The 17,004-nt window shown below is 58.5% G+C and carries 11 protein-coding genes and 2 tRNA genes; 5 read left to right on the top strand and 8 right to left on the bottom strand.

Annotated features, from left to right (window positions below):
* Position 1: 1 nt before the first annotated feature.
* Together gcvA and AB8W27_RS04140 are read right to left on the bottom strand one after the other, a co-directional pair.
* Complete coding sequence (gcvA, locus tag AB8W27_RS04145; protein WP_015742318.1) at positions 2-919, bottom strand: glycine cleavage system transcriptional regulator GcvA; 918 nt, start codon at positions 917-919, stop codon at positions 2-4.
* Between the two features lie 346 nt (positions 920-1,265).
* Positions 1,266-1,493, bottom strand: coding sequence for a YgdI/YgdR family lipoprotein (locus tag AB8W27_RS04140; protein ID WP_004385389.1), 228 nt, complete (start codon positions 1,491-1,493; stop codon positions 1,266-1,268).
* 192 nt (positions 1,494-1,685) lie between these two features.
* Here AB8W27_RS04140 and csdA point away from each other — a divergent pair, with 192 nt between their 5' ends.
* On the top strand, positions 1,686-2,891 hold the full coding sequence (gene csdA / locus AB8W27_RS04135) for a cysteine desulfurase CsdA (protein ID WP_015742319.1): 1,206 nt from the start codon (positions 1,686-1,688) through the stop codon (positions 2,889-2,891).
* Positions 2,892-3,335 (top strand): cysteine desulfurase sulfur acceptor subunit CsdE, encoded by a 444-nt coding sequence (gene csdE / locus AB8W27_RS04130; RefSeq protein WP_015742320.1) that lies wholly within the window; start codon positions 2,892-2,894, stop codon positions 3,333-3,335. It begins immediately after the preceding gene.
* On the opposite strand, the gene tcdA is transcribed toward csdE, so the two are convergent.
* Together tcdA and mltA are read right to left on the bottom strand one after the other, a co-directional pair.
* A complete protein-coding gene (gene tcdA / locus AB8W27_RS04125) occupies positions 3,336-4,145 on the bottom strand; it encodes a tRNA cyclic N6-threonylcarbamoyladenosine(37) synthase TcdA (protein WP_041923880.1) in 810 nt (269 codons plus the stop codon).
* Between the two features lie 109 nt (positions 4,146-4,254).
* A complete protein-coding gene (gene mltA, locus AB8W27_RS04120) occupies positions 4,255-5,352 on the bottom strand; it encodes a murein transglycosylase A (RefSeq protein WP_015742322.1) in 1,098 nt (365 codons plus the stop codon).
* A gap of 203 nt (positions 5,353-5,555) precedes the next feature.
* Here mltA and AB8W27_RS04115 point away from each other — a divergent pair.
* Together AB8W27_RS04115 and AB8W27_RS04110 are read left to right on the top strand one after the other, a co-directional pair.
* Positions 5,556-5,632: transfer RNA gene (locus AB8W27_RS04115), tRNA-Met, on the top strand.
* A gap of 41 nt (positions 5,633-5,673) precedes the next feature.
* Positions 5,674-5,750 (top strand) — tRNA-Met (locus tag AB8W27_RS04110).
* A 90-nt stretch (positions 5,751-5,840) separates the two neighbouring features.
* Here AB8W27_RS04110 and amiC read toward each other — a convergent pair.
* Complete coding sequence (amiC, locus tag AB8W27_RS04105; RefSeq protein ID WP_015742323.1) at positions 5,841-7,094, bottom strand: N-acetylmuramoyl-L-alanine amidase AmiC; 1,254 nt, start codon at positions 7,092-7,094, stop codon at positions 5,841-5,843.
* A gap of 236 nt (positions 7,095-7,330) precedes the next feature.
* Here amiC and argA point away from each other — a divergent pair, with 236 nt between their 5' ends.
* Positions 7,331-8,662 carry an amino-acid N-acetyltransferase gene (gene argA, locus AB8W27_RS04100; protein WP_007763759.1) on the top strand — a complete coding sequence of 444 codons (1,332 nt, stop codon included), beginning with the start codon at positions 7,331-7,333 and terminating at the stop codon, positions 8,660-8,662.
* A 39-nt stretch (positions 8,663-8,701) separates the two neighbouring features.
* Here the strand turns inward: argA and recD are convergent, their stop codons facing one another.
* From recD to ptrA, 3 genes are read right to left on the bottom strand one after another with little or no spacing between them, the layout of a single operon-like run.
* Positions 8,702-10,537 (bottom strand): exodeoxyribonuclease V subunit alpha, encoded by a 1,836-nt coding sequence (recD, locus tag AB8W27_RS04095; protein ID WP_015742326.1) that lies wholly within the window; start codon positions 10,535-10,537, stop codon positions 8,702-8,704.
* Positions 10,534-14,076 carry an exodeoxyribonuclease V subunit beta gene (recB, locus tag AB8W27_RS04090; RefSeq protein ID WP_015742327.1) on the bottom strand — a complete coding sequence of 1,181 codons (3,543 nt, stop codon included), beginning with the start codon at positions 14,074-14,076 and terminating at the stop codon, positions 10,534-10,536. Before recB ends, recD begins: the two co-directional genes overlap by 4 nt.
* Complete coding sequence (ptrA, locus tag AB8W27_RS04085) at positions 14,073-16,961, bottom strand: pitrilysin (protein ID WP_041923881.1); 2,889 nt, start codon at positions 16,959-16,961, stop codon at positions 14,073-14,075. Before ptrA ends, recB begins: the two co-directional genes overlap by 4 nt.
* Positions 16,962-17,004 lie beyond the last annotated feature (43 nt).

Here is a 17,004-nt window from a genome sequence, read left to right as displayed (position 1 = left end):
GTTATTGATCATAGCGAAAACGGAATTTTTCTTGCTCGCTCGCCGCCTTCGCCAGTATCCATTGCCGAAAGGCCGCTATTTTACCCAGTTCTGCCTGGCTGTCATGACAAACGAGGTAAAAAGCATTTTTACTCACCAGCACATCGTTGAACGGGCAGACCAGGCGGCCAGCTTCAATTTCTGTCTGCGCCATTACGTTGTTAGCCAGCGCCACGCCCTGGCCGTGAATGGCGGCCTGCAACACCATCGCGCTGTGACTGAAAATCGGCCCCTGCTGGACATTAATATGATTGAGACCGAGCTGGCGCGTATAAGTTTGCCAGTCGCGACGCGACGCGTCATGCAGAAGCGTATGGCGGGCTAAATCCTCCGGCGCCTTTAAGGGCTTATCGCCCGTGAGCAGCAACGGCGAACAGACCGGCAGCAGATACTCGGCATAGAGTTTTTCCACACGCAGCCCCGGCCAGTTGCCGCGGCCGTAAAAAATCGCCACGTCCACGTCATCGGCAAGCTTATCTTCCTGCCTGTCGACGGCCTGGATACGCACGTCGATACCCGGCCAGCTACTGTTAAAACTGGAGAGCCGCGGCACCAGCCAGTGGATAGCGAAACTCGGCAGCAGGCTGACCGTTAACGCGCCTTTCGCGCTGCGCGCCTGGAGTTTGCGCGTCGCTTCCGTCAGCTGAGAAAAAATCTCTTTTATGTCCTGGAAATAGCTCTGCCCTTCTTCGGTTAAAAGAAGAGAACGGTTGCGTCGGCGGAATAACTTCAACCCGAGGAAATCTTCTAACGATTTTATCTGATGGCTGACGGCAGCCTGGGTGACAAAGAGCTCTTCGGCAGCTTTTGTGAAGCTTAAATGGCGCGCGGCGGCATCAAAAACACGTAATGCGTTTAACGGCGGTAATCGCTTGGACATGATGTTTGGCTTATGTGTAAATGCGTATTAACAAACGAGAAACAAGTCGTCACCCATTAGTTTTTTTTATCTGAGCCATTATAATTTGTCCGTTGAGGTTACACCAGCAAATACCTATAGTGGCGGCACTTCCTGAGCCGGAACGAAAAGTCTTTAGGAATGAGAGTTCTGGAGGGCTTTTGGCTTACGGTTGTGATGTTGTGTTGTTGTGTTTGCATTTGGTCTGCGATTCAGACCATCGTAGCTAAGCTACTCTTTCACTTCCTGTACATTTACCCTGTCTGTCCATAGTGATTAATGTAGCACCGCACTTTGCGGTGCTTTTTTTTGCCTGCGCGATACGCGATTATTTCTCCAGCGCAACCATCTCTTTCACGTCAGTACGGTTGATCTGCTGCTGGTTACCGTTGGCATCTTTATATTTAATCATGCCGGTATCGTCATCGGTTTTCGGTTTCCCGTCGGTCACAATCGAACGACCGTCATTGGTATGCATTACATAGTTAGGACCGGAACAAGCGCTCAGAGCAAAAGTCATCATGCATGCTGATACTACAGCGGCAAGTTTATTCATGGTTCTTCTCCTTTAGTGTTTAATGCTATGTAAACTTCGTCTGGAAACAGGCTGAAATATTCACCTAACACTATTCAGCATAACCTGCTTTCTCCCCTTTGCCAGAATAAACAGACTTATCCGATGGTTATCAATGACCTTGTTTAACGACGTCAAATGGGCCACGATCGAAGGACTGGAAAGAGGAGTATCATGAAAGTATTCAGCCCCGCCCATTTTCGCGCGCAGTTTCCTGCGCTCCGTGACGCAGGCGTCTATCTCGACAGCGCCGCCACGGCGCTAAAACCGCAGCCGGTCATTGAAGCCAGCCAGCAATTCTATTCACTGAGCGCCGGGAATGTGCATCGCAGCCAGTTCGCCGAGGCCCGGCGTCTCACCGAACGTTACGAAGCCGCTCGTGGTAGCGTCGCAAGCTTACTCAATGCCCCCGACAGCCGTGATATCGTCTGGACGCGCGGCACCACAGAATCCATCAATATTATCGCTCAGTGCTACGCACGTCCGCGCCTGAAGCCGGGCGATGAGATTATCGTCAGCGAAGCCGAGCACCACGCAAACCTGGTGCCGTGGCTGATGGTAGCGGAGCAGACCGGCGCGAAAGTCGTGAAACTCCCGCTCGGCGCCGATCGCCTGCCGGATCTCGCATTACTCCCGACGCTGATAAAGGAACGCACGTTCCTGCTGGCGCTGGGCCAGATGTCCAACGTGACCGGCGGCTGCCCCGATCTCGCCGATGCGATTGCGAAGGCTCATGTCGCAGGCGCGGTGGTGGTGGTGGATGGCGCGCAGGGCGTGGTTCACTGCCCGCCGGACGTTCAGCAACTGGATATCGATTTTTATGCCTTCTCCGGCCACAAGCTCTACGGCCCGACCGGCATCGGCGTGCTGTATGGAAAAACCGATCTGCTGGCGCAGATGTCGCCCTGGCTGGGCGGCGGCAAAATGGTCACCGAAGTGACGTTCGACGGCTTTAAAACGCAGCCGGTGCCGTACCGCTTTGAAGCGGGCACGCCCAATGTCGCAGGCGTGACAGGCCTTAGCGCCGCGCTCGCCTGGCTTGAAAATATCGATCTGGCGAAAGCCGAAAGCTACAGCCGCGGGCTTGCAACGCTTGCCGAGGCGGAACTGGCAAAACGCCCGGGCTTTCGCTCGTTTCGCTGTCAGGACTCCAGCCTGCTGGCGTTTGATTTCGCAGGCGTGCACCACAGCGATCTGGTGACGCTACTGGCGGAGTCCGGCATCGCGCTGCGCGCAGGCCAGCACTGCGCCCAGCCGCTGCTGGCGGCGCTTGGCGTCAGCGGCACGCTGCGCGCCTCTTTCGCGCCCTACAACACGCAAGGCGACGTCGAGGCGCTGATCGCCGCTATCGACCGCGCGCTGGACATACTGGTGGATTAAATGACGACTGCTTACCTGGCCGGGCACCCGTTCGGCGCTTCGATTACCCCTGACACGCTGCGTCAGACGTTTGGCCCGCTCACCCAGTGGGAAGATAAATATCGCCAGCTGATCCTGCTCGGCAAACAGCTTCCGGCGCTGCCGGAGGAATTAAAGCAAGAAGCGCAGGAGATACCCGGCTGTGAAAACCGGGTCTGGCTCGGGTATGAAAAACGCCCCGACGGCGGATTGCACTTCTATGGCGACAGCGAGGGGCGTATCGTGCGCGGGTTGCTGGCGGTATTACTCACCGCCGTGGAAGGCAAAACGCCGCAGGAGCTTCAGGAGAGCTCGCCGCTGGCGTTATTTGACGAGTTAGGGCTGCGCGCCCAGCTTAGCGCATCGCGCAGCCAGGGCCTGGCGGCGCTGGCGCAGGCGGTACAGGACGCCGCCCGCAACGCCTGATTACACGGCGCTGCGCGCCGCTTTCGCCATCATTTTCTTCAGCGCATGCGACACCGCCACAAAACCAAACGTGGCGGTCACCATTGTTGCCGCGCCAAAGCCTGAGGCGCAATCCATGCGTTTCGGCCCTTCCGCCGTGCTTTTCATCGCGCATACCGAACCGTCAGCCTGGGGATACACCAGCGCCTCGGTGGAGAAAACGCAATCCACCCCAAGCTTCCCTTTGCTGTTTTTCACCACGCCAAAATCGCTTTTCAGCCGCTCGCGCAGTTTCGCAGCCAGCGGGTCCTGAATCGTTTTGGCGAGATCGACCACCTGAATCTGCGTCGGATCGGTCTGCCCGCCCGCGCCGCCGGTAGTCACCAGCGGGATTTTGTTGCGGCGGCAGTAAGCAATCAGCGCCGCTTTTGGCCGCACGCTGTCGATAGCGTCGATGACATAGCTAAACCCGGCGTTCATGTATTGCGCCACATTTTCGATAGTGACGAAATCATCTACCACGGTAATGCGGCACTCCGGGTTGATCTGGCGAATACGTTCGGCCATCACCTCCGATTTCGCCTGCCCTACCGTGTCGCGCAGCGCATGGATCTGACGATTGGTATTGGTGACGCACACGTCATCCATATCGATAAGCGTAATCGCGCCGATACCGGTGCGCGCCAGCGCTTCCGCGGCCCATGAGCCGACGCCGCCAATGCCCACCACGCAGACATGCGCGTCGGCAAAGAGCTGCAACGCCGCTTCGCCATATAAACGAGCCGTGCCGCCAAAGCGGCTGCGCCAGGCGTCTGTGATAACTACAGCCATAAAACCTCAGATGTAAAAAGGGTGAGAGTTCTCCCTCACCCTTGCTCAGTAATCCGCAGGCCCGGCTGGCGTAACGCCGCCGGGCGACAGGATGCTCAGAATAGCATAATCAGCCGCTGAACACGTTGCCGGCGCCCGGCGCGGTTTTCAGCACCCAGACGCGGCCATAGTGATTATACCAGCCTGCGCGGTGACCGGCGTCCGCCCCGATCCCCTGATAAATATCGAAATGCTGGCCTTTAATCGCGCCGCCGACATCCAGCGCCACCATCAGCCTGAGCTCATATTGTCCGTTGAACTTACCGTTATTGTCCAGCAGCGGCACTTCCGCCAGCAGCGTGGTGCCGGCCGGAATAATCGAGCGGTCAGACGCCACCGACGCGCGGCCAATCAGCGGCACGCCGCTTGCACCTTTCACCGGCGCGTAGTTTTGCGGTTTAAAGAAGACAAAAGACGGGTTCTCTTCCAGCAGCGCGCGCACGTCCTGCTCGCTGTGAGTTTCGCCCCAGTGGCGAATCGCCTGCATCGACATATCTTCACGCTTCACTTCGCCGCGATCGATAAGCACCTTGCCGATGCTGCGGTACGGATGACCGTTTTTCCCGGAATAAGCGAAGAAGTTCAGCGGACGACCGTCGCCGAAATCGATATAGCCGCTGCCCTGCACATCCATAATGAAGTTATCCATCAGCGAATTGCTGTACGCGAGCACATAGCTGTCGCTGAGCGCGCCGGAATAAATCTCGGCGCGCGACGGCAGACGCCCGCGTTTGGGCGGCATGCGGTAAATCGGGTACTGGAACTCGCCCTGACGGGTATAGCGCGCCTGCACCACCGGCGTGTAATAGCCAGTGAACTGGACGTTACCGTAATTATCCGCCCCTTCCATCTGCCAGGCGTCAATGCCGAACTGACGCAGCGAGCGGGTATCGCCACCAGCGCGCAGCCACTCCTGCACGGCGTTATACACGTTGCTTTGAGAGCTAAAAAGACGTGGCGAGGCGCTGCGAATAGCCGCGACTTGTTCGGAGAAATCTCCGGCGTTAATCGGCGCGCCAACGGCGTCCGGCTGGTTTACCAACGAAAACGGCTGCGTAAACTTGCCGTCTTTATATTGCTGACCGCGATCGGTCGGTTTGGAGGAACAGGCGGAAAGCAGAGCGATCATCGCCCCTGCCGCCAGATATTTTGCCCAACGTCCTTTCATGACTCTCTCCGCAATTGCGCTGTCCGCAGGCGAAGATAGCAAACCGGCGGGCGCAAGGAAACGCATAAGCCCCTTCAGACAGGCATCGGGATTAAAGAATCATCAAGGCGGATAATATTTCGACAAGCTGACGCCGATTCAGCTTATTGTTTTAAAAAAAGGTTGCATCGAAAGCTCAGCAGAGTATAGTGCGCTTCCACGGACGCGGGGTGGAGCAGCCTGGTAGCTCGTCGGGCTCATAACCCGAAGGTCGTCGGTTCAAATCCGGCCCCCGCAACCAATTAACGCGCACGGCGCGACAATGTGAAGAAGTAAGACGGACGCGGGGTGGAGCAGCCTGGTAGCTCGTCGGGCTCATAACCCGAAGGTCGTCGGTTCAAATCCGGCCCCCGCAACCAATAAAATGAACACCCTGACGGGTGTTTTTTTATGTCCGCTATTCAGCCATTCCCCTGTACTATTCTGTCCCGGCAAGGCAAAAAGGCGCGTTATCCGCGCCTTGCCAGCGTCCCGCCATCGGCGAAGTAAGCTTTGATCCCTGCGAGAATCGACTCCGCCACTTCCTGCTGGAATGTCGCGGTGCGAAGCTTACGCTCTTCCTCTTCATTACTGATAAACGCGGTTTCCACCAGAATGGACGGAATATCCGGCGCTTTCAGCACGGCGAAGCCCGCCTGATCCACTTTATTCTTATGCAGCTTGTTTACCCGTCCAAGACGCCCTAACACCTCTTTGCCGAATTTCAGGCTGTCAGAGATAGTCAGCGACTGCACCATATCAAACATGGTGTGATCGAGGTAAACGTCCCCGCTTTTACTCACGCCTCCCATCAGGTCAGCGGCGTTCTGGGTTTGCGCCAGATATTTCGCAGCCGTACTGGTTGCGCCTTTGGTCGAGAGCGCAAAGACGGAAGAACCGCGCGCGGCGCGGCTGGTAAAGGCATCCGCGTGAATAGACACAAACAGATCGGCGCGCTGCTTCTGCGCCTTGGCCACGCGCACTTTAAGCGGAATAAAGATATCTTCGTTGCGCGTCATGAACGCCTTCATATTGGCTTCACGTTCAATCAGCGCGCGCAGGCGGCGAGCGATTTGCAGCACCACATCTTTCTCACGCGTCTTATTTTTGCCAATCGCGCCAGGGTCTTCGCCGCCGTGGCCGGGGTCAATCATAATGACAATCGGACGATCGCGCCCCGCTTTGCCCGGCTGCGGCCCGCTGGTGGCGGGCGGCACCTGTTTATCCAGCTCGCCCTTGTTGTAATCCTCAAGCAGCGCCAGCAGCGGATCCTGATCGTTTGTCCCGTTGGCCGGGTAGAGATCGATAACCAGACGTTCGCGGAACTCGGCGACCGGCGCCAGCGCAAACAGATGCGGCGTGACGTTTTTCTTCAGCTCAAACACCATGCGCACGGTTTTTGGATCAAACTGACCGACGCGGGCGGATTTAATAAAGGGATCGTCGACGCGGATCTGGTTGCCCACGCCTTTCAGGACCGCGTTCAGGTTGACGCCTTCGAGATCCACCACGATGCGTTCCGGGTTGCTCAGCGCAAACTGGCGATACTTCAGCACACGGTTAGATTCCAGCGTCACGCGGGTATAGGCGGAAGCCGGCCAGACGCGCACCGCGATAACCTGGCCCGACGCAGCCAGGCCCGCCTGACTGACGCTCAATAACCACATCGCCCCCGCGCCCTGTAACAGCTGGCGACGACTAAAAAGATGACTGGAACCTGACATGCCACTCCCGAGCTTTAATGCGAATAACTCAACATACGACCAAAATGGCCAAAATGGCCAAAAACTTTAGCGAATGGTATCGAAACTGTCATCTATAAAAGGGTAAACAAATACCTTTGGCGGCGTACGTTCGCGGTAATGACGCGCCGCCGCCATAAAATTGCCACTTGCGCATGGGATAATAAAAGAATAAAAATACACAAATTACGAATAATCATTCACTGAGAGGTTTTGCCGTGGTGAAGGAGCGTCGAACTGAACTGGTCCAGGGATTCCGCCATTCTGTTCCCTATATTAATGCCCATCGGGGCAAAACGTTTGTCATCATGCTTGGCGGCGAAGCCATTGAGCATGAAAATTTTTCCAGTATCGTCAACGATATAGGCCTTCTTCACAGCCTCGGCATCCGCCTGGTGGTCGTCTATGGCGCGCGTCCGCAAATCGACGCCAACCTTGCCGAACACCACCATGAGCCGATTTATCACAAGCACACCCGCGTCACCGACGCTAAAACGCTGGAGCTGGTAAAACAGGCGGCAGGCCTGTTGCAGCTGGACATCACGGCCCGTTTGTCGATGAGCCTTGGCAATACGCCGTTGCAGGGCGCGCATATTAATGTGGTAAGCGGCAACTTTATCATCGCGCAGCCGCTTGGCGTGGATGACGGCGTCGATTACTGCCACAGCGGGCGTATTCGCCGCATTGATGAAGACGCCATTCACCGCCAGCTCGACAGCGGCGCTATCGTGCTGCTCGGGCCGGTGGCGGTCTCGGTGACAGGCGAAAGCTTTAACCTGACCTCAGAAGAAGTCGCCACCCAGCTTGCCATTAAGCTCAAGGCCGAGAAAATGATCGGTTTCTGCTCGTCGCAGGGCGTAATGAGCGATGACGGCGATATTATTTCCGAGCTGTTTCCGAACGAGGCGCAGGCGCGTCTCGACACGCTGGAAGCCGTCGGCGACTACCACTCCGGCACCGTGCGCTTTCTGCGCGGCGCAGTCAAAGCCTGTCGCAGCGGCGTGCGTCGTTGCCACCTCATCAGCTACCAGGAAGATGGCGCGCTGTTGCAGGAACTGTTCTCCCGCGACGGTATCGGTACGCAGATCGTGATGGAAAGCGCCGAGCAGATCCGCCGCGCCACCATTAATGATATCGGCGGTATTCTGGAACTTATCCGCCCGCTTGAGCAACAGGGTATCCTGGTACGCCGCTCGCGCGAACAGCTGGAAATGGAAATTGATAAGTTTACGATTATCCAGCGCGATAACCTGACCATCGCCTGCGCCGCGCTCTACCCGTTCCCGGAAGAGAAAATCGGTGAAATGGCCTGTGTAGCGGTGCATCCGGATTACCGCAGCTCGGCGCGCGGCGAAGTGCTGTTGCAGCGCATCGCAACCCAGGCCAAACAGATGGGCTTATCCAAACTCTTTGTGCTCACCACGCGCAGCATTCACTGGTTCCAGGAGCGCGGTTTCGCGCCGGTGGATATCGACCTGCTGCCCGAAAGTAAAAAGCAGATGTACAACTACCAGCGTCGCTCTAAGGTGTTGATGGCCGATTTAACCTGATATTCCTCACCGTGCGGTCGGGCCGTTGCCGGGCCGCGCTTACTGCTCAAAACAGGCCATCAGGCCGCTGCGCCGTTCCGTTCGGGTCGCGATAGCCATCTCCAGCACCCGTTCATCCGCATACAGCGACAACCGCCGCCGCGCGCGGGTAATCGCCGTATAGACCAGCTCACGCGTCACTACCGGCGCAAACTGCCCCGGCAGGAGCAGCGCCGCATGGTCGAATTCCGAGCCCTGCGACTTATGCACCGTCATCGCCCACGCGGTATCGTTATCCGGCAAACGGCTCGGCACCACGGGCTTTAACTTACCGCCGGGCATCGGGAACCAGACGCGCAGGCCGTCGCCCCGATCCAGCGCCACGCCGATATCGCCGTTAAACAGCCCCAGCGCGCTGTCGTTGCGTGAAATCATCACCGGACGTCCTTCATACCAGCGCGATAGCGGCGTGCGGCGGATCAGTCGCCGCTGCGCCAGCGCATGCTCCACGCGCTCGTTAAGCCCGGCGACGCCGAATGGCCCTTCGCGCAGCGCACAGAGCATCTGAAATTCGCTGAAGGCCGCAAGAATGGCCTCCGGCTCGGCGCGCTCGCGCACCAGCGTTAAAAACCGCTCATAGCCCGCCAGGGTTTCGTCGATCATCTGCGCGTAGTCGTCGTTGCCTGCCAGCGTTTTGCAGGCGATATCCTCAAAGCCGCGACTGAACGTCGCGCTGGCGGCGCGATGATCGCTGCGGTTGACGGCAAACGCGAGCTGCCCGATGCCGGAATCGCTGCCAAAGCGATAGCTTTTCTGCAGCAGGCACAGGCAGTCGCGCAGCGCCCCTGCCGGATGCGGCTCGCCGCCGCCAATGTTACACCCCGTGATGCGGCCAAGCTCGGCGGCGCGTTCCGCAGTGAAACCGTGGTTCACGTAGTGGCAGATATCGCCAAGCACTGCGCCCGCCTCTACGGAGGCCAGCTGATCGCGATCGCCTAAAAAAATCACCCGCGCGTGTTCCGGCAGCGCCGCGATAAGCCGCGCCATCATCGGCAGGTCTATCATCGAGGCTTCATCCACCACCAGGACATCCAGATGCAGCGGATTGCCCTCATGATAGCGCAGCCGCTGACTGCCCGGCTGTGCGCCCAGCAGGCGGTGCAGCGTGCTGGCTTCTTCCGGCAGCGCGTTTTTCTGCGCGTCGCTCAGCGGCAAACGGCGCAGCGCGGCGCCAAGCGATTCCGTCAGGCGCGCCGCCGCTTTACCGGTAGGCGCCGCCAGACGAATACGCGGCAGCTTTTCATCGCAGAGTTGAACCATGGCCGCCAGTAGTTTCGCCACCGTAGTGGTTTTCCCGGTTCCCGGCCCGCCAGAAATCACCGCGATGCGTCGGGTCAGCGCGACCGCCGCCGCGACTTTCTGCCAGTCCACTTCATCGCCTGGCGGGCCAAAAAGCGCCGCCAGCACGCTGCTCAGGCGCGCCTCTTCCAGTTCAATACGGTGGTTGCACTCACGGAAAAACGACGCGACCGCCATCTCATGACGCCACATACGGTTCAGGTACAGACGATCGCCGATAAGCTTCAGCGGCGTCGGCGCATCGTCCTCGCTGACCGCGGGCGAATTCAGCAGCAGAGAGCGCCAGTCGTCCGGGTTGCCCGCGGCCTCAAACAGCCTCTGCGCCATTTCATCGTGACGCCCGGCGAAGCAGTGCGCCACACACAGCCGGGAGACCGGCAGGCAGACATGCCCTTCCCCGGCGTCGCGGCTGACCAGCGCGGCGGCGAGCATCACCGCGGGTTCTTCATCGCTTGCCACCATCATCGCAAACTGGGCATCCAGCGGGCGCAGGAGCTTTTGCACGACGGCCTGCTGGATCAGTTGATGCATTTTCATGACGCTTTCTCCTCCGCGCCGGCAAACAGCGCATCCATCGCGGTGACCAGCGCCTGCGCAGGGCGCGTGGTAAAGATGCCCTGACGGGCGTCCTCTTTCGTTACGCCGCGCAAAAACAGGTAAATCACGCCACCGAAGTGGCGCTGATAATCATAATCCGGCAGGCGATGGCGCAAATATCGGTGCAGCGCCAGTGTGTACAGCTGATATTGCAGATCGTAGCGGTGCGTCTGCATCGCCTGCGACATCGCCTCAAAGGTATAAGCCTGAGGGCTGTCGCCCAGCCAGTTGGATTTATAATCCAGCAGGTAGTAACGCCCCTGCCAGCGGAAAACCAGATCGATAAAGCCTTTCAGCATGCCGCGCACCTGACGGAAATCGAGCGGCGGGCATTGTGCGGAAAGCGGGTCATGCTCGCGGATTAACGCATCCAGCGCATCAGGACGCAGCGCGGCGTCAATCGGTACGTAAAACTCCAGTTCGACCTGTTTGTCTCTGGCGCCAAGCTGATTCAGCGACACGCCGGTCTCGTTGAGCGGCACGCTCAGCACGTCATCAATCCAGCGGCTCAGTACCGGCTGCCAGGCGTCATCGAAGCCACCCAGTTGCAACTGCTGCGACATCCACTCCGGCGACACCGGCTGGGTGAAGTCGAGCGTTTCAAAGAGACTGTGCAGAAAGGTGCCGGGCGACGCGCCGCGCGGAAATGTATGCGGCGACATTACCGGCTCGTCGGGCACGTCCCGCGCGCCTGCGCCGTCCAGATCCAGCTTCGGCAGCAGATCCAGCGCGCGAGCCGCGCCGTGTTGCTGCAAGCCTGAATAACTGGTGACGCGCCATTCATCGACGATGCGTCGTTGCAGTTCGCGCGCGGCAAGCATCGGCGGAGCCGACTCCGGCGCCATCCACGGCGTATTGTCCGGCTCGCCGGGGATCGCCAGCGCCAGATGTTCATCGCACAATGCCTCGATACAGCGACGCAGGCCGTTCGCATCCAGCGCTTCGCCTTTTTGAATCAGTCTGCCGAGCGCGCTGCGGTGCAGATCGGTTTCTCCCTCTTTCGCGCCGCGACGGCGAAACAGCGGCGCTACGCCGAGGCTGCAATGCCAGATGGAGCGCGTCAGCGCCACATAGAGCAGGCGTAAATCCTCCGCCAGCCGCTCCATCTCCGCCAGTTCCAGACTCTCTTCGGCATTGCTGAGATCAAGCATCGGCGCGAACGTCTCGCGATCGTGATAAAAGGCCTGCCGCTGCTCGCGGAAGTCAGCGATAAAGGGCAGCCAGACCAGTGGATATTCCAGACCTTTCGATTTATGAATGGTCACCACCTGAACCAGATGTTTGTCGCTTTCCAGACGCAACTGCTGACTGGAGGCGCTGGCGTCCGGCTCGGCGATATGCTGGGCTAACCAGCGCACCAGCGCGTATTCGCTGTCGGCTTGCGCGGAAGCCTCCTGAAGCAATTCGCTCAGGTGGAGAATATCCGTCAGCCTGCGCTCGCCGCCGGGCGTGGCGAGCAGGTTTTCCGCCACCTGCCGGTGCGTCATCAGGGCGCGCAGCATCGGCATGACGCCGCGCCGCAGCCAGATCTGCCGGTAGCCGTCGAACTCTTCTACCAGCGCGTCCCAGGCGTTTTCATTTTCATTGAGCGCCTCAATCGCAGGCGCATCCAGCCCCAGCATACTTGCCGCCAGCGCGCTGCGAAGTCTCGTCTCCACCTCCGGCGCCAGTACGGCCTGCAACAGCCAGAGCATCTCCAGCGCCTCCTGAGTGGCGAAGACGCTGTCGCGGTTAGAGAGATAAACAGAGGGAATGTTGAGCGCGTTCAGCGCCTCGCGGACCAGATTCGCTTCGATGCGGTTACGTACCAGCACCGTGATGTCTGACGCCTGAACCGGCCTTGCCCGGTCTTCGCGCCACAACAGCGCTTCACCTTTCATGCCCGCGCTTAACCAGTCGCGGATCTGCCCGGCGCAGACGCGCGCCATGGTTTGTTGGTAATCACTTACTCCTGCGCCATCGCCTTCCATGAGCCAAAGCGTCATGGCGGGCTGGGTTTTCCCGGCGAAAGTAAAACGCAGCGACTGGTTACGCGCGGCAGGCTTTACCGCGAGGAACGGGATATCGCGAAACATAAACGCGTTATCCATCTGGCTGAACATGCGGTTCACGCTCTCTACCATGCCCGGCGCCGAACGCCAGTTAGTATCAAGCGTGTAGTGAGCGTTTACTTCGCCGCGGGCTCGCATGTAGGTAAAGATATCCGCGCCGCGAAACGCGTAAATCGCCTGTTTCGGATCGCCGATAAGCAGCAACGTGGTCTCATGCTGGCCCAGCCAGATACGGCGGAAAATACGGTACTGCTGCGGGTCGGTATCCTGAAATTCATCGATCATCGCCGCCGGATAACGCGCGCGGATCGCCGTCGCCAGCGCCTCTCCGCCAGGCTGATTCAGCGCCTCGTCGAGGCGGCTTAGCATGTCGTCAAAGCCCAGCTCGCCACGGCGACGCTTCTCCTGCGCGACGGTGTAGCGGATTTCCGCCATCGCTCTGGCGATCAGTAAATCGCGAATGGTAAATGGCTCCGCCAGCAGGGCATCGATAGCATCAAACACCGCATGGCGCGGCGCATCGCCTTTTTTGGTCTTCTCAAGCAGCGTGCTCTGGGCAAATTTTTCAAGCGCGGACGGCAGTTGCCAGGAAGTAGTTTCTTCCTGCGCCCAGGCGGCTACCTGGTCAAGCCATGCAGGCAGGTAACGGCTGCTGTAGCTGCGCTTATCGACGCCCGAATTTTGAATCAGCGCCGCCAGGTCAGCGGCATTTTCACGCCACTGCGCTTTAACCTCGTCAATACGCGCAATCGCGTTTTCATAGCGCGACTCAATCGTTTCGTCATCCGGCGGCGGGGTTTTTATCTTCGGCGCTTCGCCATGCAAAAAACTGTTTACATCACGCAGCAGCGACTCTGGACCATCCCACTGCTCACAGACCACGCGCGCCAGCGGCTTGGCCAGCGGGTAACAGTGACGACGCCAGAAATCGGCGCAGGCCTGATAACGGAGCAGCGATTCGTCTTCGATTAACTGCTGCTCGAATGGCATCCCGGATTCAAACGCGTTCAGGCTCAGCATCCGCTGGCAGAAACCGTGAATGGTAAAGATGGCCGCCTCGTCTATCTGTCGCTCCGCCAGCATCAGCGTGCGGGCCGCCAGTGCTTTATCCGGAATTTCGTCCAGCAGCCGCTGGTAGAGCGGATCGTCGGTTCGCTCTCGCAGGCAGGCCACACGTAGCTCGTGAATATTGCTGCGGATACGTCCGCGCAGCTCTTCCGTCGCGGCCTCGGTAAAGGTCACGACCAGTAGCTCTTCGACGGTTAACGGGCGCGGGTGAGCCGCCTCGCCGCCCAGCCCTAACAGCAGACGCAGATACAGCGCTGCGATGGTATAGGTTTTCCCGGTGCCGGCAGAGGCTTCTATCAACCGCTCGCCCGTTAAGGGCAAGCGGAGGGGATCAAGGGACGCTGCGGGCTCATCGGTCATTGCGTATCACTCAGAAGCGGTAAAGATTGTTGCAGGTCGCTGACGCTTTGATATACAGGCCATCCTTCAGGCGCCGCATAATGCGCCTGCGGGTTCTGGCTGCCGGAGACCTGCGAGAGGATCGTCATGCCCTGTCGGGCAAGCACAGCCTGATGGAAAAAGTCGGCCAGTTTTTGCGGCGTCAGCTGTCTGATTTCGGCCACAACTTTATCACGAGAATCGAAATTTAAATTATCCCGATCGAAGTCTTTACTGACCTGCGAGGCTTCTTCGCCCAGCGTCTGCGGGGCCTGTTGCATGTCGTTGATGATACTTTGCTGAATATGCGCAAAATCCTGCGCGTTCAGCGTGCGAAGCCGCGACTCGACCTCCGGGAAGAAAGCCTGATAGCGCTTCCAGAGGAAATTCGGCTGCTTTTCACTGCTTTGCAGCAGGAACCCAATTCCCCACTGACGCCCTACCGGCATCGGGAAGGCGAAGACCGCGTAACCTAACTGTTCCTGCGTGCGCAGTTGGTTATAAAACCAGGGCGAAACAATCTGCCCAAGCATGGCGCTACAGGCGGAGCTGGTCGCCTCGTTATAGCCGACAGGCACAAACAGCGCGGCCAGCGCGGAATCGGTGCTGCTGCCTGCTTTGTTAAAAATGGCCTGCTGCGTTTTCTCAACGCTGACATCCCGGGTGCGCGTCCAGCTTTTCCCTTTAAGCCCCAGCTGGCGTACCGCATCCTGGGTGAAATTTTTCACCTGCTCGGGGGCCAGGTTGCCGACCACGAGAAACTCCGCGCGAGCATGGGTTTTCAGGCTCTCGCGATAAGCGAGGATGTCCTTAAGCGTTATTTCCGGCAACAAGGCGCGGCGCGCTTCACGCTGGAAATACGGCACCTGTGACACCATTTGTACCGGCATGATGGCCTGATCGTAAGCTTTGCCCTGTTCCGCCGACGCCAGCATCTGCTTATACCAGGATTTCGCCTGCGCCAGTTGATCCTCGGTGGGCTCATAGCTGAAATAGCCGTCCAGCAGGGTCAGGAACAGCTTACGTAAATGCTGGGTGTAGCCATTCGCGCTAATCATCAGCCCGCTGTTGGCGCTGCTGGAGAAACTAATGCCGCCGACGGACGCCTGATTACTCAATTGATCAAGCGCAATCCCGGCCAGGTAATCGTTCAGCGCGAACAACACCTGGTTTTTCGCGCTATTCATCGCCTGCTCATTACGCAGCACCAGCGTGATATCCGCTCTCGGCTCGTTGGCGAAATAGCGGCTTGGCATATAGAGCACGCGCAGTTCAGGATCCTGAACCAGCAGTTTAGGGTGCGCATACGGCTTCTGCGGTTTAATCAGGCTGAAATCACTCGGAATATAGGGGTTTGGCTCAGGCAGCGTGAGCGCAATCTTCTGCCCAAGGGTCTGCCACTGTTTTAGCGTTGCCGCCGGGATTTTCTCAACCTGATAAGGCGCGCCAACAAAGTAAGCCGTTTTGTTGTGAGGCTCGTCAGGGCTGATATACCAGATACGCGCGTTTTCTGGCGTCATCATGGCAAGGCGCGCTTTCACCGCCTCAGGATCAAACCGGTCGGCAATATTCACGACATCAAGCGTATGCTCAACGGGCACGCGCAGCATGCTGTCCGCCAGCCACTCGACATAGTTCATGTCCCGCGTGATAGAGGGATAGCGGAAATCGAGATCCAGCACATGAGACAGCTCGGTGAAATAGCGTTTGTCGATGCCGTTGTCGCGCAGCATCTGGAGATAACGGAAGATGGCCGCCACGACGTTGTCGCGATGCGCGAGTCCTTTATCCGTCAGCGAGACGGAAATAACCATCACGCCGCTGTTCCCGGCGACAACCGGATCGGAATCTGCCCTGACGCTTTCGGCAAGTCCTTCTTTTTGCAGCCAGTCTGATAACGTGCCAGGGCTGCGGCTGCCTATCATATAGCCGATGAGTTCGTCGGTTTTGCTACGGAATTTATCGCTGTTGTTATCAATGCGAAACTCCACGCGCAGCGCCTTAAGCGGCTGTACCGGGACATAGTGAATAAAAATCCCCTGCTGTGCTGGCGTAACGACAGGCGTGGTGATCTCTGGCGCCGTCAGATTTTTATTCGGCACGCGCCCCCAGGTGTCGGCAGCCATGCGGGCTAGTTCCGGCAACGGGCGATTGCTGTACACCACCGCTTTCATGATGTTGGCGGAGTAATACTTATCCCGGAACCCCACCAGCGCCTGATGCAGCGGGCTGCCCGGTTTGTCACGCAGCGTCTCCAGATTGCCGCCAGAGAAACGCGCGCCCGGATGCGCCGGGTTCAGCGTTTCGGCGCTTACCTGCGCCATACGCATGCCATCACGCGCCCGCGCCATGGTTAATTCGGCATTCACAGCGTTACGTTCACGTTCAGCGTAGGTTTTATCCAGCTTTGGCGCGGCTATCGCATCCGCGAGCCTGTCCATCGCCCCGTCGAGCGCATCATTCTCTACTTCAAGATACCAGGCGGTGCGGTAAGGCGCCGTGCTGGCGTTATGGCTGCCGCCGTGGAGCTTCAGGTATTCCGCCAGGCTGTCGGGCTCGGGGTATTTTTGCGAGCCCATGAGCGTCATGTGCTCAAGATAGTGCGCGAGCCCCAGATGATCGTCGGGATCTTCCAGCGACCCCACCGGCAGCACCAGCGCGGAGAGCGACTTTACGGCTTGAGGATCGCAGACCAGTAAAACCACCATCCCGTTGTCGAGACGGATAGCCTGGTATTCCCGGTTATCACGATCGCTTTTGCGGATCGTTTCTTTCAGCGGTTGCCAGCCAGTGTCGGCCTGAGACAAGGGGGCCCAGAAGGCCATGCAGATCAACAGCGCTTTGTACCAGTTACGACATCCAGGCATCAATAAACCTCTCATGACTGCTTCTACTATTCATCATTAACAA

Origin of the sequence: Cronobacter turicensis, assembly GCF_041222865.1 — a bacterium.
Taxonomy (GTDB): Bacteria; Pseudomonadota; Gammaproteobacteria; order Enterobacterales; family Enterobacteriaceae; genus Cronobacter; species Cronobacter turicensis.
The sequence above is the reverse complement of the archived record's forward strand: the minus strand, read 5'-3'. Positions and strand labels throughout refer to the sequence as shown.

Excerpts from the sequence above, each read along its gene's own strand:
- gcvA (WP_015742318.1), bottom strand. The coding sequence starts at position 919 with ATGTCCAAGCGATTACCGCCGTTAAACGCATTACGTGTTTTTGATGCC.
- AB8W27_RS04140 (WP_004385389.1), bottom strand. The coding sequence starts at position 1,493 with ATGAATAAACTTGCCGCTGTAGTATCAGCATGCATGATGACTTTTGCT.
- csdA (WP_015742319.1), top strand. The coding sequence starts at position 1,686 with ATGAAAGTATTCAGCCCCGCCCATTTTCGCGCGCAGTTTCCTGCGCTC.
- csdE (WP_015742320.1), top strand. The coding sequence starts at position 2,892 with ATGACGACTGCTTACCTGGCCGGGCACCCGTTCGGCGCTTCGATTACC.
- tcdA (WP_041923880.1), bottom strand. The coding sequence starts at position 4,145 with ATGGCTGTAGTTATCACAGACGCCTGGCGCAGCCGCTTTGGCGGCACG.
- mltA (WP_015742322.1), bottom strand. The coding sequence starts at position 5,352 with ATGAAAGGACGTTGGGCAAAATATCTGGCGGCAGGGGCGATGATCGCT.
- amiC (WP_015742323.1), bottom strand. The coding sequence starts at position 7,094 with ATGTCAGGTTCCAGTCATCTTTTTAGTCGTCGCCAGCTGTTACAGGGC.
- recD (WP_015742326.1), bottom strand. The coding sequence starts at position 10,537 with ATGAAAATGCATCAACTGATCCAGCAGGCCGTCGTGCAAAAGCTCCTG.
- recB (WP_015742327.1), bottom strand. The coding sequence starts at position 14,076 with ATGACCGATGAGCCCGCAGCGTCCCTTGATCCCCTCCGCTTGCCCTTA.
- ptrA (WP_041923881.1), bottom strand. The coding sequence starts at position 16,961 with ATGCCTGGATGTCGTAACTGGTACAAAGCGCTGTTGATCTGCATGGCC.